This window comes from Mariprofundus aestuarium (assembly GCF_002795805.1).
GTDB lineage: Bacteria > Pseudomonadota > Zetaproteobacteria > Mariprofundales > Mariprofundaceae > Mariprofundus > Mariprofundus aestuarium.
Map to the genome: position 1 here is coordinate 1,611,790 of NZ_CP018799.1, position 16,504 is coordinate 1,628,293.

The following is a 16,504-nucleotide window of genomic DNA, read 5'->3' on the forward strand; positions in this document are numbered from 1 at the left end:
TATATTTCAAGAAAATAGTGCGCTTAAGACACACTACAGAGATCTGTCAGATGTTAAGGTGCCCCACATGAATATTTTGACCCCACAAGCTGGAGGTCAATGTATCGCTCATGGTGCCACTACTCCAGAACTCAACCGACCCGAGATGAGTATCCTCAACAAGCGCGGCACGCTCATGTAGCTGACGTCTAAGCTGCCTGGCAATGGCATCCCCGGCATCGATAATGGTAATGGATTCGCCGACAATCTTGCGGATCAGTGGCAATACAAACGTATAGTGGGTACAACCAAGGACCAGTGTGTCCATTCCGCGCTCCAATAGCGGCTGCAGGTAACCATCCAGCAGATGCCTTATCTGCCCTCCATCGAGCTCTCCCGCCTCAATATGTTCAACCAGCCCCGGGCATGGTTGGACGATAAGCTCAGCCTGGTCGGCATACCTCAGTTTGAGCTGATTGAACTTCTCACTGCCCAGCGTACCGCTGGTAGCCAGTACACCTACAACACCGCTTATACTGCCGCCAACTGCCGGCTTGACGGCTGGCTCAATTCCAATCACCGGAACATCATATCTAGCCCGGAGTTCATGCACTGCCACTGCAGTAGCCGTATTACATGCGACCACAATCGCTTTAACACCCTTTTTGACGAGAAAATCTGATATCTTCAGAGAGCGATCTAGGACCTCTTCAGGTTTTTTGCAGCCATAGGGGATATATGCGGAGTCGGCAACATAGATGAGCTCTTCAGCTGGAAGTAAGTGATGAATATACGCGAGTACGGAGAGTCCCCCTACACCGGAATCAAATACGCCAACTGCTGCTCTCTGCATCCTCTATTATCCCTTCTTACACTAATCTAGAGTGGTAAATCTAGCCGAAAAAGCGCTCAGGCGAAGCGAATATATCACCATAGCAAACCATGGTTGATGGCAGCAAATCTTCTGTCAGAGTGATCAGATGGACTCAGACCCGCACCAGTGGATCAATGAACATGGCGATTATCTCTATCGCTATGCGATCTTACGCCTTCACAACGAGGAGCAAGCAGCCGACCTGCTGCAGGATACACTGCTGGCTGCATGGAAAGGCCACAGCAGTTTTGCCGGTCAATCTTCGATCCGCACATGGCTGGTCGGTATCCTCAAACACAAAATTATCGACCATATCCGCAAAGAGATCAGAAATCGGAATCTGGCTGAAAGTGTGGAGAACGATCCAACCTCAGCATATTTCAACAGCAACGGCAGTTGGAGCGAAGCTCCACAGGTCTGGAAAGAGAACCCGGAAGAACTCTGTCGAAACATGCAATTCAAGTCAGTTCTCGATTCTTGCGCTGGAAAATTACCTGAAAAACAAAGGATGGTTTTCCGGTTACGCGATATCCTTGGAGAGGAGACGGACACTGTCTGTAAGAGTTGTGACATTACTCCGACTCACCTGCATGTGCTGCTGCACCGGGCACGCCTTGGTCTGCGCAAATGCCTAGAGCTGCACTGGCTCGGACAGGGAGAGAAACGATGAAACACGCATGCATGCGTGCTACGCGCCTGGCATCTGACAGCATAGATCGGAAGTTAACCCTGTGGGAGAGGTTGCGGTTTCACTTGCATCTTGCCATGTGTAGAAACTGCAGAAACTGTGAGCATACACTCAGACTGATTCGACGAACAACTGAACTCATGCGTGAGACCCAGTATGGTAACATTAAACTCACTGATTTGCAGCGTGAGCGTCTTCACGCTGCGATCAATGGCAACAACCAAAACTAAAGAGTTAAGCTTTTCAGGCTTATTGTTGTTATTCGACTCTGGCAGGAAGCGGAACACTCCAGATATGGAATCCGTTAGTGCTGCCTGAGATGTTATGTAGGTCTCTTGAGTGCTTGTCTGCCTTGCGATCCGAATGAAAGTATACCCTACCGTCCGATCCGATCGCAGGTGCCCCATCCCGTGCCGAATCAAATGTCAGGCGGGTCAAATGCTGACCATCACGTCGAATCATCCAGACGTCCCAGTTTTCCTTTCTCGAGTTTGCGTCGGCATCACCGCGGTTGGAGGTAAATGCAATCCATTTTCCATTTGGGCTCCATGTCGGCTGCACATCTGTACTTCTAGAGTTAGTCAATTGAATCAGATTCGAGCCATCCACATCCATCATAAACAGGTGCCAGCTACGTCCTGTCTGCATTGAAAAAACGATATTATTCCCATCAGGAGAAAGGGATGGATTTACGCCCGCAGTCAGGCTGCTCTCGACGCCTTCCTCACTAATATACAATAAACGGGGCTCATTTCCCGCAATACTCCAGTTACTGAAATCCAGCTTGCCTACTTTGCTTGATTTTGCTGATCGTTTACCCGAAGTCGAGAGTAGACGCACAGCAATTAAACCACCCTCACCCAGAACAATTGGATCAACAAACTCTCCGGTCAGACGATAAAGCCGACGAACTGCTCCGTGTCCATCAGCAGCCATCTGCCAGACACCCAAATCGCCTCCACGATCGGAGAGAAATATGGCATGTTCAGGGCCATTCCAGTTTGTCGAACTGATTGCACGCACATCATCAGTCACCACATTCAAAGGGTCACCGTTTTCTAATAAGCGGCGGGTTACACTGTTTTTATTGCGCTTTCCTGAAACCACCAGCAGATGCTTGCCATCCGGGGAGATTCTCGGGTACATCTCTGACTCTCCCGACTCCAGAGTCAGCAACTTTGCTTCAACAGTCGGCACATCGCTGGATGAGGTAGTATTAGAATGCTTCTCAGTCACTTCCTCCAGCCAATCCAGAAGGTCATCAGCACAAGCTAATGGAGAGAGAGCAATCATAGCGAGAACCGCCAGAGAAAAGCGAATCATGTCACCTCCTCTTCTCGCGACATCATTACTTAATATCCAGTTTCCAGATATTCCAGTCGGAGCTTGTACCGCCATTGGCATTGGTCAGACTACGATTGGAGTGGAATACGATACTGTTGCTGTCCAGCCAGGCTGGCCCACCATCGGTTGCCTTTGGCGAGTTGGTCAAGCGAGTTTCACGATTGCTTGATATTTCCAGCATATAGATCGAAGTCTTATGTACATCACCCCCCGAATCGCGATTAGAGACAAACAACAGCATTTTGCCATCTGAGCTCCATGCAGGCTCAAAATCGCCATATTCAGAGTTGGTCAGCTGTACTAGGTCACTTCCATCGACATCCTGCATCCAGATATCGTAGTTGCCGTTAGTCTCCCTCACAAATGCGACACTCTTACCATCAGGTGAGACAGCGCCATCAAACGCATTTGGAACCATCACTAACTGACTGTTCTGGCGCGAAAAAACATATAGAACAGGCGCATCGAACTTGTTCTTCTTACCTGCCTTTGTTGCAAGGTACCCCGTTTTGATCCGGAAGTTGTCTGAATCGTAGGTGCGCCACTGCTGCCCAACCAATTCATGGTGCGGAAAATGGCTAAACTCATTCAACATCTGATTATAGCGCTGTTTCTCGAATGTTGTATCAAAACACCACACCTTGCCGTCACTAGATGCATTGAGGTTGTATGGAGCTAGCCCCCCCCTAAAGGTTGCCAGCGAGCCTATGGCTACCTGACCATCACCTTTACCCTGCCACATCCATGCAGAAGTCGGGCCAACACGGTTACTTACATAACCGATCGACCCATCTTTAATGGCAACACCAAAACGCATATTGTCAATTTTCGCAAGTGGCTTCAATTGATAACGACTGCTGCTTGGAGAGGACTTGGATACACGATTAACTGTATACTCGTCACCTTTACTACGTTGACCAAAAACAAGGAACTGCCCGGCCACAGAAGGATAAACACTTTCAACGCCCTTATCGACAATATAGGGAGCAACCGGATAGAGAGGCGCAGGTGATGCCTCCATGCTTCGACTCAAAGCAATCGATGGCTGAACCAGCATAGCTGCAACTGCGAGTCCTGATAGCAGATGTCTTGTTTTCATATAGTGATCCCCTAAATACAGATTCATTCTGTTTCGTGAAGACGCTTAACAATAATCTGGTCCCCACCAAAAGCCGAGACGAATTATGCGTCCGCACCCTCTAATAAACTTGTGATTTCAATCACATATTAATACCTTTTAATACAGCATTAACCCGCGATCTTCCACGACATATTCAATCGTCAAAAACAATTTCAGAGTAGAGCTACTCTTTCCTATGCTCTTTATAATAGTTTATCAAGCCATTGGTAGATGAATCGTGGCTGGTTGTATCTTCAAAATCATCCAGCTCCGGCAAAATCTTGCGCGCCAGCTGTTTACCCAACTCTACACCCCACTGGTCATAAGCATTCACATCCCAGATTACACTCTGCACAAAAATCTTTTGCTCATACATGGCAATCAACTCACCCAGCGTTTTCGGAGTCAGTTTCTGAAACAGGATTGAGTTGGTGGGTTTATTGCCAGGAAAGACTTTATGCGGCACCAGCGCTTCCAGTTCTTCACCGCTCAACCCTTCCGTGGCAAGTTCTGCGCGCACTTCAGCTTCATTTTTTCCACACATCAGCGCTTCGGTCTGAGCAAAGAAATTCGATAGCAGCATCGGATGATGACGACCCACCGGATTCTTTGTCTCAACCGGCGCCATAAAATCACACGGAATCAGCTTTGTACCCTGATGAATCAGCTGATAGAACGCATGCTGGCCGTTGGTACCCGGCTCTCCCCAAACAATTGGTCCTGTGGAGTAGTCAACTGGCTTGCCGTCACGGGTGACGCTTTTGCCATTACTCTCCATATCACCCTGTTGGAAGTAGGCGGAAAAGCGGTGCATATACTGATCATATGGTAACATGGCATATGAATCAGCATCGAAAAAATTATTATACCAGACACCCAGCATCGCAAGAATAACTGGGATGTTTTCTTCCAGCGGCGCATTACGGAAATGCTCATCCATCTCATGCGCACCTTCGAGCAACTCTTCGAAATGATCCATGCCAAGATAGAGTGCAATGGAGAGACCTACCGCACTCCATAATGAATAGCGTCCACCAACCCAATCCCAGAACTCGAACATATTGGCCGTATCGATACCAAAGGCAGAGACCGCCTTGGCGTTAGTAGAGACTGCCACAAAATGCTGGGCAACCGCAGTTTTACTACCACCACGAGTCAGGAACCAGTCACGTGCCGTGCGCGCATTGGTGATGGTCTCCTGCGTTGTAAATGTTTTTGAAACGATCACAAACAGTGTCGTTTCGCGAGAGAGATGCCTGAGCGTTTCAACCATATGCGTTCCATCCACATTAGAGACGAAATGCATATGCAGTTTATCTCGACCGAATGGCGTTAATGCCTCGGTCACCATTACCGGACCAAGATCAGAGCCTCCAATGCCGATATTAACTACATCGGTAATGGGTTTGCCTGTACTACCCAACCACTCACCGGAACGTACCGACTCAGTAAAACTGCGCATCTGCTGCAGCACCCTGTTCACATCGGGCATCACATCATGCCCATCAACCATCACCGGCGTATTGGAACGGTTACGCAGTGCGGTATGCAGTACAGCGCGGTTTTCTGTATTGTTGATCTTCTCACCATTGAACATGCGCTGTGTCCAACCGCTAACATCACGTTCACGAGCAAGCTCCATAAGCATCGTCATGGTATCTTCGGTGACAATGTTTTTGGAGTAATCAACAAGTATATCATTGAAGTGGGTGGAGAATTTATCAAAGCGCTGCGTATCATCAGCAAAGAGATCACGCATGTGCACCTTTTTCATCTCTTCGGCATGCGCCGCTAATTTTTTCCATGCTGCTGTTTGCGTCAGTTCAGACACGTCCCCTCCCTATGCCACCGATCTACTGAACACCGGAAGCGAAAAAACTCCACTTTTGCACAGACTAAACCTTGTATGATCAGGATTCAAATCATCTGGTTTCTCATCAGCAACTGTTTGTTGCAGGCCACGCACATGGTAGTATGCCGTTGTTGTTCAATGGGGAGAGGGCGAATGGCTAAGCTGAATATCGTATTTATCGCATCAGAAGCATCACCACTTGCGAAAACAGGCGGCTTAGCCGACGTAACCGGGTCACTGCCGCACGCGCTGCAGCATATCGGGCACACGGTAACAGTGATCCTCCCCTTCTTCCGCAATCAACTAGACAAGAACGGCATCGATACAACGCCGATGAATGTCACCATCGACATGTGGGCTGACGGCATACAGCGCCTCTGTCCGCTGCATGAGGCCAACATCAATGGATTACGCTTCATCCTTGTTGAACAGGATGACCTTTATGATCGCGAAGGGATCTATGGCCCCGCCGGCGGCGCCTATGAAGACAACCTGCTGCGCTTTGTGCTCTTCGATCGTGTGGCGCTGGAAGCTGCAGCCCAGCTGAGTAAAAAGGTGGATATTATCCACTGCCATGACTGGCAGACCGGCATGATTCCCGTGTTGTTAAAAACGCAGTACCAGCACCATCCTATGATTGCGCATGCCAAGACAGTCTACACCATTCATAACCTCGCCTATCAGGGGAACTTCTCAGCCGAGTGGATTCATCGCTTAGGGCTCCCCAGCCATCACTACCACCCTGATGATTTCGAGTTCCACAACCAGATCAACTGCATGAAGGGCGGCATTGCTTCAGCTGACGCCGTCACCACGGTCAGCCCCTCCTATGCCGAAGAGATCATGACTCCCGAATACGGCTGCCAGTTGGAAGGCTTTCTGCTTAACCATGCAGACAAACTATCCGGTATCGTCAATGGCCTCGATATCGTAGATCTCGATCCTGCAACCGATGATGCACTTCCAGCCAACTTCAAAGCAGGCAAGACGGCGGGCAAAAAAATATGTAAGGCAAAATTACAGGAGTCGTGCGGACTTGAGGTCTCTGAAGAGATTCCATTGATGGTTCTGATCTCAAGGCTTGCCGAGCAGAAGGGCATCGACCTGCTCCTGGCAAATCTACAACGCTGGATTGATCGCGGTTACCAGGTCATCGTTCTTGGATCAGGCGACCCGCACAGTGAACAGGCACTGCACCATATTGCCGATCACAATCGCACACAGTTCCATTTCTGGCGCGGATTTAATGAGAAACTAGCTCGCCAGATCTATGCAGGCGGCGATATATTCCTGATGCCTTCACGCTTTGAACCATGTGGCTTGGGTCAGTTGATGGCCATGCGTTACGGCACCGTGCCCGTCGTACGTGCTACTGGCGGCCTAAGGGATACCGTTACCGATCACAAAGTGCACAAAAGCACTGCGACCGGCGTTCATTTTAGCGACGCCACACCGGAGGCCTTCGATGAAGCGGTGGAAGATGCCATTTCACTATTCAGAAACAGAACCATCTGGGCACGGATGCGCAGCAACGCCCTGAAGCGCGACTCGTCATGGGAAGCCTCGGCAAGCGCTTACGCCGAACTTTACGAGAAACTACTCAACTGATGGGGCAAGTGCTTGCCGCTGATATCGGGGGCACCAACCTTCGCCTCGCACTGATCGACGATAATGGCCAGATTATTGATGAGTGCAGGGTTGAGGCAAAGCTCAGTCGTCACAATCAAAGTACCCGTGAAGATGCAGAAAGTTATGTCATTGATGCCCTATGCAATGCAATCTCACCCTTCCTGAAGCTGCATCCTGTCAGCGATATTGGCATCGGTTTCCCCGGCTTTTTCCATGGCACAAGCGGCATCCTGGCTGGCTCCCCCAACCTTCCACTACTGCAAGACTTCGCGCTGGGGAAACACCTGTCAGAAAGACTGGGCATCCGTGTTGCAGTGCAAAATGATGCCCTCTGTGCAGCTATTGGCGAACAGCGTTTCGGTGCGGGTCAAGGTCACGCGAATCTTCTTCATATCACGCTCGGCACAGGCGTGGGTGGCGGCCTGATTCTGAATGACTCCCCCTATGCCGGAGAGCGAGGCATGGCCATGGAGTTCGGCCATCTTCGGGTAGTACACAACAATGGGCGGGTTTGTGGCTGCGGCAATTCAGGATGTCTTGAGGCCTATGCATCAGCGACTGCTGTTAGCCGTCGCTTTACCGAAAAGACCGGCATTGATGCAGATGCCCGAATGGTTTACGAACAGGCCTGTGACGGCAACAAGGATGCCGTTTTAATCCTGAAGGAGACTGGCCTCTATCTGGGGCAGGCCATTGCCGAAGCAATCAAGCTTCTCGATATTGAAACAGTGACAATCAGTGGCGGCTTAAGCCATGCCTGGCAGCACATTCACCCGCCCCTGATGGCAGAATTGAATGATAATCTCATTCCGCCATTGCGGGGCAAAGTCAGCGTTATTCACTCTACGCTGGATGATAACGCAGGCCTTCTCGGAGCTGCCGCCATCGCCTCTCTCCACTAGGCACCAACTGTCATTTCGCTTTGCGTTCATCATACAATATTCCGGCTGAACATATCTGCGTAGAGCAGGAGATCAAACGCAGTCGTTTCGTCACCGATATCGCTCATGCAGAATCGAAAACCGATGCGCTTGCCTTTATAGAGATGATAAAACTGCAACAGCCGGAAGCACGCCACCACTGCTGGGCTTATATCGCAGGTCATCCTGACTCATCAATCGAACGCGGCTGCTCCGATGCAGGAGAGCCACAGGGAACAGCTGGAAAACCGATGCTCAATGTGCTTCAACACAAAAATATCGGTGAGATTGTCGTTGTCGTCAGCCGCTATTTCGGCGGCATCAAGCTCGGTGCCGGAGGGCTTGTGCGAGCCTACACAAGCGCGGTACAGCAGGCTGTTGATGCCCTGCCCCTTACACGACACATTGATACTACAGACGCCACTCTTCACGCCCCTTTTGCACTGGAGAGCAGCCTGCGTCGACTGCTGGATAAACTGGGCATCGAGATCAAAGAGACGATATACCGGGACGATGTTGCCTTTCACATCGCAGTTGAGTCCATCAAAGCGGAGGAGCTAGAAGAGGCGATTACCAATTCCAGCCACGGAACAGCCAGTCTCACCTTCTCCGATCCATAAAAAAAGCGCAGAGCCAAAACTCCACGCTTTTTTCATTCAGGAATAGCTGGTTAAATAATCAACTGCACTTCGACGGAATCGGCGTCAGCTTCCAGATATCACGATTGTAATCCTGCATGGTACGGTCAGTAGAAAATTTCCCACTGTAGGCTGTATTCAACACACTCATCTTCTGCCAGCGATTCTGATCGAGAAACGCCTCGGCTGCCAGTTGCTGTGCATCAACATAGGCGCGGAAGTCCGCCGCAACCAGCCACGGATCGTGTGGACTACGAATAGCATGGAAGATCGCTGAAAAAAGGCCCGGCTCGAACTGGCTGAAGTGGCCACACTCCAGCAACTCCATCACACGGGAAAAATCCGCATCGTCAGCAATGATCGCATCCGGATTGTAATGCCCACGTGTTGCCTCCACCTCTTCAGCAGTCAGCCCGAATAGGAAGAAGTTCTCATCGCCCACCTCTTCGCGTATTTCAATGTTTGCGCCATCCAGCGTACCGATGGTCATCGCACCGTTCATCATGAACTTCATGTTGCCCGTGCCCGAAGCCTCTTTACCGGCCGTTGAGATCTGCTCGGAAAGGTCGGCTGCAGGAGCAATCACCTCCATCGCAGAAACGCGGTAGTTCGGGAAGAATACAACTTTAAGTTTATCACCCACTTCAGGGTCGTTATTGACCACCTCGGCTACGTTATTCACCAGTTTGATGATCTGCTTGGCGATATAGTAGCCCGGAGCCGCTTTGCCACCGATCAACACACAACGTGGCGTCCAGTTATCGGTATCGCCACGTTTAATACGATCATAGAGATGGATCACGTGCAGAACATTAAGGAGCTGGCGCTTATATTCATGGATACGCTTCACCTGAATATCGAACATCGCATCGGGATTGAAGGTAACACCACACTCAGCTTCGACGATGGCCGCCAGACGCTCCTTGTTCTGATGCTTACAGGCCGCCCACTGCTTGCGGAACTCGGCATCGTCTGCGTAAGGTACAAGCTTGCGCAGTTCACCAAGATCGGTAACCCAATCTCCACCGATGGTGTCGGTAATCAGCTCCGACATCGGCTTGTTACACCATGCCATCCAACGGCGCTGAGTCACACCATTGGTCTTATTGTTAAACTTCTCAGGCCACATGGCATAGAAGTCGGCAAAAAGTCCCTCAACCAGAAGGTCGGAATGCAGCTGTGCCACACCGTTGACCGAGAAGCTGCCAACCAGTGCAAGGTAGGCCATGCGAACCTGCTGAACAGGTCCCTCCTCGATAATTGACATGCGACTCTGACGCTCGACATCGCCAGGCCAGCGGTTGGCCACCTCAGAGAGGAAACGGGCATTGATCTCGTAAATAATCTCAAGAAGACGTGGCAGCAGGCGGCCAAACAGATAAACAGGCCAACGCTCCAACGCTTCCGGCAGTAGTGTATGGTTGGTATAGGCCATGGTCTGGCTGGTGATAGCCCACGCCGCATCCCACTCAAGAGCGTAATCATCCATCAGAATACGCATCAGTTCAGCAACCGATACGGTTGGATGGGTATCATTGAGCTGGAATACGTTCTTCTCGGCGAATTCGGAGAAGTCGTTGCCATGCACCTCGACCCACTGCCTGAGCACATCCTTGATACTTGCCGATGCCAGGAAATACTGCTGGCGCAGACGCAGCTCTTTACCGTTCTCGCTGGCATCATTCGGGTAGAGCACCATCGATATGTGTTCCGCCTCATTCTTGGAAGCCACGGATTCAGGATAACTGCCGGCATTGAACTCACCGAGATTGAATTCGTCGGTCGCTGCTGACTTCCAGAGACGTAGCGTGTTCACTGTACCATTTTTGTACCCAGGAATCGGGGTATCATATGGAACTGCCAGCACATCCTCAGTATCAACCCACCGTGTACGCAGTGTCCCCTTCGCATCATGATAGGACTCGGAGCGGCCGCCGAAATGAACACACTGGGTGTGCTCCGGACGCTCAAGCTCCCAGATATTACCATTCCTCAACCAGTGATCCGGCTCTTCAACCTGATTGCCATCGACAATCTGCTGACGGAACATGCCATATTCATAACGGATACCGTAACCGACCACAGGCAACTGCAGAGTCGCGCAGCTGTCGACAAAACAGGCTGCCAGCCGGCCAAGGCCACCATTGCCCAGGCCTGCATCCGACTCTTGATCAATAATCTCTTCCACATCCAGACCAAGCTTGTGCAGTGCTTCTTCAGTCTGCTCATCCAGCCCCAGATTCAGCACGGCATTACCAAGCGCACGCCCCATCAGAAATTCAAGTGAAAGATAGTAGGCGCGTTTCTTATCCTGCTCTTCATGCGCCTCTTTGGTATTTTTCCAGCACTCCATCAGTCGATCCCTGATCGTGCAGGCCAGTGCCTTATACTTATAATCAACGGAATTGTTTGGTTTGTGCTGCCCAAAGGTGCGCAGATAGTGGCGCTGTATGCCATTAACCAGGTCGTCGCTGGTTTTCCCAACCGGCGGCACATCTCTAATATCACGAATTTCTTTGATCTCTTTTGTCATCAAATACACCTTGAGAACGCCGTCCGAACTATGGCTTTTATTGTTTATCTTGCGGGCGGCGCAGCCTGTCGAAACAGCCCTTTCAAGTCAATGTAAGCCCATCGAATCCAGCTTTCGGAAAATAAAAAGGGCCGCCTATCGGCAGCCCTTCCATCGCTTACTCAGCTATATTTAATTCTCGCGAACCAGACGGAATCCGAGATATGGCAAACGGTAGCGCGGATGATAAACGCGACGGTCGCCTGATCGCAGTCCTTTGGGAAAGAAGTACCAGGCCCCACCACGAACCGAACGGTTATCGTTTGATTTCTTGTCGGAGTACTTCAACTCCGTGCCATCGAACTCCTCACTGTAAAAGGAACCAGTCCACTCCCACACATTACCGTGCATGTCGTAGAGCCCCCACGGATTGGGCTTCTTCTCTCCAACAGGGTGGGTTTTCTTATCCGCATTGGTGCTGTTCCAGGCGTATTCAGGGAAGTCGGCCGGGTTATCACCCCAGGAAAATGCCGTCGTGGTGCCTGCACGGGCGGCGTATTCCCACTCCGCTTCAGTCGGCAGGCGATATTTATAACCGCTGCGTTTGGAGAGCCAGTCGGCATACATCTGTGCATCATGCCATTTCACGTGGATCACCGGGCGATTACCACGGCCCCAGTGTTCATCCCTTGCCTTGGAGTTTCCGGTCTTCTTACAAAAATAGTCGTATTGATCGAAGGTGACTTCGTACTTACCCATCCAGAAACCTTTTTTGATCTCCACTTCGTGCTGTACTTCATCCGGATAACGACCCGGTTCTGCCTCAGGCGTACCCATGACAAATTTCCCAGGGCCGATATAAATAAATTCGATACCATGCTCATCGGTCATGATATCGCCGTGTTTTGGTTCAGCTGCTTCTTCAATTGCAGGCGTGGCAGAAGCATCAACCACAGATACCTCTTCAACTGAAAGCGCCTGCAGAGGGTTCAGCAGCAGAATCAATGACAGGATGGTGCCGAACAGGCCAGTTTTCCGAATATTCATATGGTCGCTCCCGAAACCCTTATTTCCACTTAATCTTGATACGCTCGAAAATATCGAGGATATGCTTATGACCCAGAATCAGGTGGTATATCACCATGGAGACATGACAGGCCAGGAAGGTCCAGATCACGATGCCAAACGTTTCATGCATTTCAAACATGAACAGCATATCCTGTGTCATCGTACCGTCGGAACGCACCCCGTTCATCACATAGGCGCCGGTAAGGCCGAGCGCTATCAGGGTCAGGAATCCGAGGCCGTGCATGGCTCCAGCCAGTGCTGTGCGATTTTCAGGCGGTGCAAGGTTGCCAGTGAACACACCTGGAAGCTCCTCTTTTGCAGACTTGAAGAATGCCGCACGATGTTTTTTAGAGAACCATGGTACAAGGCGCCCCCAGGCATCCTTTTCCGCAAATCGAGTCATGGCATAAATACTACTGATCAGGAAAGCACCCCAACCAAAAAGCATGATATGAAGCGAGAAAAGAACCGTTTCATACGTCACCAGTTTTCCGGGCTCAGGCACAAACATCAGCAACGAACTGATAAGCTGGAATGCAACCGTAATGATCATCGACATATGAAGTACGCGAGTAACTGTATTAATACGCATGTAACCTCCACCAAGGTAGTAAAATTGGCTGCGAATCATAGATTAAATAATTATATTATCAACAGCTAATATAACGCAGGTATCTGAACGAGGGAATAACCCCGTCCCGAGGGATGCGCAGCCTGCTCCTTTTACCTGCTAATTCAAGTGACCTGCTTGCTTCCCCTGCCCTTGAAGAAAAGGTAGACAATCAAACTGAGGATAGCCGCAAAGAAACACCATACCGAGAAGAATGCGGCTGTGTAGAACAGGTAAGCAATAACAAACAGCACTATCGCCAGGGCACCGAAAACCCGGATCAACCTGTGGCTGGAGAAGAGTGAGACCAGACATGTGGCTGCAATATAGAGCAGCATCATCGGCCATTCGTAAAGGCTGGGTGAGATATAAATAATATGGTGATCTGCCACTGCCGTTAGCGGCTGCAGGGTAATCAGCAGTAGCAAATGAATACTTACCGAAACACCGATAAGGCGGAATATCCACATCGCCTTCAACCGCCATCTTTCCGTTTCCAACAACCCTACCGCAAATGGCACATAGATAGGCCACAGCACATGTGAAAACATCGTAAACAGATAGGTCATCACTGTTTTGAGTTGCGGCATATCATAATGGAACGAGAGCCAGAGAGTCCCTTCGATGATTTGCTGAATACCAAACAGCAGAGGAATCAAGGCAAAGCCCAGCTCACGCTTCTCTTTCGCCAGCTTCAGCGTCAATGCGCCAACCGAGATCAATGATCCACCAACGATGAAACTGGCTGTCGCTGAAAAACACATAACGCCTGCTACTCTTCAACCGCAACCAGAGCAATTGATAGTTTCAAGTGTAAGCGCTCAGTCGCAATAACCTATGCATCACTTAGAAATAAAACACACTATGGATTTATCCTGTTTAAGGTCATGATAGCGGTCATGGACAAGTTCAATCTTAAGATCCCTCCGATTCCCCTCGCTCTCATCTGCGGGTTGATGATCTGGTCACTGGCTGAGCTACTCGGCACGCACTCGATGGGAATCGAGATTCGACGTGCTGTAGCTGTCCTCTTGTTGACCGTAGCTGCGGCGATAGACCTCACCGCGCTGATTACCTTCTTCAGGTCGAAAACCACTGTCGATCCCCGCTATCCGCACAAAACATCGAAAATGGTGACCAGCGGTATCTACCGTTTCAGCAGGAACCCGATGTATCTCGGGCTTGCCATCATGCTGGCATCACTGAGCCTCTGGCTGGGCGCCCGATTCGGTCTCTTCGTTGTTGTACTGTTCATCCTCTATATGAACCGTTTCCAGATCGAACCGGAAGAGCAGGCGTTGGAAAATCAGTTCGGCAAATCCTATCTGGAGTACAAGTCCAGCGTCCGCCGTTGGATTTAGTCAACTTGAACCATCACTATTAATGGCGCAGACACCAGTAACTGTGATTGCTATCACAGCTCGTCGGAGCCATCCAAATACCATTCGGGTGTTTATTTCACTATTGCATAAACTTTTAGCCAAAGGAGCCGATAGATGGGATTCTGCAACACCGGAATGCTGCTCCTGATGTGAAAAAACTCAGCAGCTGATATAGTTAGGTCTGTTATGACAGGGAGGTTGAACGATTTCACACTTAGACGCTGCTGTAAAAGAGGATGCAAGCAAACAGAATCAGGATCGCGACCTTCTTTCCAGAATTGAGAAACTGAACGCGATCGGCATTGCCCTATCGTCTGAGAAGGATATGCCTCGTCTTCTGGAGATGATCCTCGTCGGGGCAAAGCTTATTACCCGCGCCGATGGCGGCACGCTCTACACAGTCAATGATGACAAAAAGCTCTCCTTTGAAATCGTACGCACAACCTCGCTTGGCATCGCAATGGGGGGCACCAGTAATCGCCGGGTTCAATTCAAGGCGATCTCCCTCTATCACCGCGACGGCAGGCCCAACAACGAACGTGTCGTAGCCTACTCGGCCCTGAACAACGCAACAGTTAACCTGCCTGACGTTTATGACGATCAAGGCACAGAGTTCGATTTTACCGGCCCTCGCATGTTCGACCAGCGCATGAACTACCGCACACGCTCAATGCTCTCGGTACCTATGATTAACCATGATGGCAAAACGATCGGCGTGATTCAGTTGATTAACAAACAGGACAAACAGAATAGCGCTGTGATGGAGTTCGATAATAATGACGTACACCTGGTCAAATCGCTGGCCAGCCAGGCAGCCATCGCACTGACCAACAAACGGTTGGTCGATGATCTCAAAGAACTGTTTGACTCCTTTATTAAAACCATCGCAACAGGTATCGATGAAAAATCGCCCTATACCGGCGGTCACTGCAGGCGTGTGCCCGAACTGACCCTTGCACTGGCCGAAGCTGCCAGCCGGGATAACAACCGCATGAAGGCTTTCACATTAACCAACCAGAAGCGCTACACCCTCGAAGTTGCCTCATGGCTGCACGACTGTGGCAAGCTTTCGACGCCCGTACACGTAGTCGACAAGGCAACCAAGCTGGAGACAATCCATGATCGCATCCACCTCATCGACACCCGCTTTGAGGTACTTAAGCGCGATGCCGAAATCACCAAGCTGACAAAGCTGCTGGAGTCCGGCTCAGACAACCCGGAGGCTGAAGCGATCGAGAAGTGCTACACAGAAGAGATCCAAGCCCTGAATGAAGAACGTGATTTCATCCGCCACTGCAATGCGGGAGTAGAATCCATGGCGCATGAACTAAAGGATCGGGTGAAAAAAATTGCCACGCGCACCTGGCGCAATTGCGAAGGTCAGGTCGCCCCCTTCTTCTCCGAGGATGAGCTAAACAACCTTCTGATTCACTACGGCACCCTCAATGCCGAAGAACGAAAGATCGTCAACGACCACATCGTGGTCACTAATAAGATGCTGGAATCGATGAAGTTCCCGGAGAACATGAAAGAGGTCCCTGAATATGCCGGTGGTCATCACGAACGCATGGACGGCACAGGTTATCCACAGGGCCTAACGCGCGAGCAGATGAGTGTGCCAGCCAGAGTAATGGCCATTGCCGATGTTTTCGAGGCCTTAACTGCAGAAGATCGCCCCTACAAAGATGGCAAGAAGCTCTCCGAGGCACTATCCATCCTCGGCAGGATGAAGCTGCAGAACCATATCGATCCCGACCTTTTCGATATCTTTATCCACGAGAAGGTCTATCTCCCCTACGCCCGTGAGTACATGGATCCGAAGCTGATAGATATCGAAGAGCCTTTTGAGATTCCCGGCTATCCGTTCAAAATGCCATAAAAAAGGGCC

General features: G+C 50.4%; 15 protein-coding genes. 7 read left to right on the top strand and 8 right to left on the bottom strand.

Translation table 11 applies throughout. The features are described 5' to 3' along the window. Window positions 1-46 precede the first annotated feature (46 nt). Entirely contained in the window at window positions 47-832 is a 786-nt protein-coding gene (murI, locus tag Ga0123461_RS07870) for a glutamate racemase (protein ID WP_100277830.1), read from the bottom strand. A gap of 127 nt (window positions 833-959) precedes the next feature. Between murI and Ga0123461_RS07875 the strand changes: the two genes are divergently transcribed. Both Ga0123461_RS07875 and Ga0123461_RS07880 read left to right on the top strand, forming a co-directional pair. Further along, window positions 960-1,523, top strand: coding sequence for a sigma-70 family RNA polymerase sigma factor (locus Ga0123461_RS07875; RefSeq protein ID WP_100277831.1), 564 nt, complete (start codon window positions 960-962; stop codon window positions 1,521-1,523). 11 nt (window positions 1,524-1,534) lie between these two features. Beyond that, complete coding sequence (locus tag Ga0123461_RS07880; protein ID WP_232710433.1) at window positions 1,535-1,771, top strand: zf-HC2 domain-containing protein; 237 nt, start codon at window positions 1,535-1,537, stop codon at window positions 1,769-1,771. A gap of 28 nt (window positions 1,772-1,799) precedes the next feature. Here the strand turns inward: Ga0123461_RS07880 and Ga0123461_RS07885 are convergent, their stop codons facing one another. The 3 genes from Ga0123461_RS07885 to pgi all read right to left on the bottom strand — a co-directional run bounded on the left by Ga0123461_RS07885 (window position 1,800) and on the right by pgi (window position 5,836). Beyond that, window positions 1,800-2,864 carry a TolB family protein gene (locus tag Ga0123461_RS07885; protein ID WP_100277833.1) on the bottom strand — a complete coding sequence of 355 codons (1,065 nt, stop codon included), beginning with the start codon at window positions 2,862-2,864 and terminating at the stop codon, window positions 1,800-1,802. A gap of 25 nt (window positions 2,865-2,889) precedes the next feature. Beyond that, entirely contained in the window at window positions 2,890-3,984 is a 1,095-nt protein-coding gene (locus Ga0123461_RS07890; RefSeq protein WP_100277834.1) for a TolB family protein, read from the bottom strand. 205 nt (window positions 3,985-4,189) lie between these two features. Next, window positions 4,190-5,836, bottom strand: a complete 1,647-nt coding sequence (gene pgi / locus Ga0123461_RS07895) for a glucose-6-phosphate isomerase (RefSeq protein ID WP_100277835.1) — start codon at window positions 5,834-5,836, stop codon at window positions 4,190-4,192. A gap of 174 nt (window positions 5,837-6,010) precedes the next feature. Here pgi and glgA point away from each other — a divergent pair, with 174 nt between their 5' ends. Genes glgA through Ga0123461_RS07910 form a run of 3 tightly spaced genes read left to right on the top strand, consistent with a single transcriptional unit; the run spans window position 6,011 to window position 9,026 of the window. Continuing rightward, the gene (glgA, locus tag Ga0123461_RS07900; RefSeq protein ID WP_100277836.1) at window positions 6,011-7,465 is read left to right on the top strand and encodes a glycogen synthase GlgA; all 1,455 of its coding nucleotides are present in this window, start codon (window positions 6,011-6,013) and stop codon (window positions 7,463-7,465) included. Next, window positions 7,465-8,388 carry an ROK family protein gene (locus tag Ga0123461_RS07905; RefSeq protein ID WP_100277837.1) on the top strand — a complete coding sequence of 308 codons (924 nt, stop codon included), beginning with the start codon at window positions 7,465-7,467 and terminating at the stop codon, window positions 8,386-8,388. The genes glgA and Ga0123461_RS07905 overlap by 1 nt, the downstream gene beginning before the upstream one ends. A 20-nt stretch (window positions 8,389-8,408) precedes the next feature. Then, window positions 8,409-9,026 (top strand): YigZ family protein, encoded by a 618-nt coding sequence (locus tag Ga0123461_RS07910; protein ID WP_100277838.1) that lies wholly within the window; start codon window positions 8,409-8,411, stop codon window positions 9,024-9,026. Window positions 9,027-9,084: 58 nt separating this feature from the next. Here Ga0123461_RS07910 and Ga0123461_RS07915 read toward each other — a convergent pair whose 3' ends face one another. The 4 genes from Ga0123461_RS07915 to Ga0123461_RS07930 all read right to left on the bottom strand — a co-directional run bounded on the left by Ga0123461_RS07915 (window position 9,085) and on the right by Ga0123461_RS07930 (window position 13,998). Further along, window positions 9,085-11,577, bottom strand: a complete 2,493-nt coding sequence (locus Ga0123461_RS07915) for a glycogen/starch/alpha-glucan phosphorylase (protein ID WP_100277839.1) — start codon at window positions 11,575-11,577, stop codon at window positions 9,085-9,087. A 171-nt stretch (window positions 11,578-11,748) separates the two neighbouring features. Continuing rightward, window positions 11,749-12,603, bottom strand: a complete 855-nt coding sequence (locus Ga0123461_RS07920; protein ID WP_100277840.1) for a formylglycine-generating enzyme family protein — start codon at window positions 12,601-12,603, stop codon at window positions 11,749-11,751. Between the two features lie 19 nt (window positions 12,604-12,622). Next, complete coding sequence (locus Ga0123461_RS07925) at window positions 12,623-13,216, bottom strand: cytochrome b/b6 domain-containing protein (protein ID WP_157819283.1); 594 nt, start codon at window positions 13,214-13,216, stop codon at window positions 12,623-12,625. A gap of 143 nt (window positions 13,217-13,359) precedes the next feature. After that, window positions 13,360-13,998: a DUF6629 family protein gene (locus tag Ga0123461_RS07930; protein WP_100277842.1), complete on the bottom strand. Its 639-nt coding sequence runs from the start codon at window positions 13,996-13,998 to the stop codon at window positions 13,360-13,362. 135 nt (window positions 13,999-14,133) lie between these two features. Between Ga0123461_RS07930 and Ga0123461_RS07935 the strand changes: the two genes are divergently transcribed. Next, window positions 14,134-14,595, top strand: coding sequence for a methyltransferase family protein (locus Ga0123461_RS07935; protein WP_100277843.1), 462 nt, complete (start codon window positions 14,134-14,136; stop codon window positions 14,593-14,595). A gap of 346 nt (window positions 14,596-14,941) precedes the next feature. Next, window positions 14,942-16,495, top strand: a complete 1,554-nt coding sequence (locus Ga0123461_RS07940) for a GAF and HD-GYP domain-containing protein (RefSeq protein WP_100277844.1) — start codon at window positions 14,942-14,944, stop codon at window positions 16,493-16,495. Window positions 16,496-16,504: the final 9 nt, after the last annotated feature.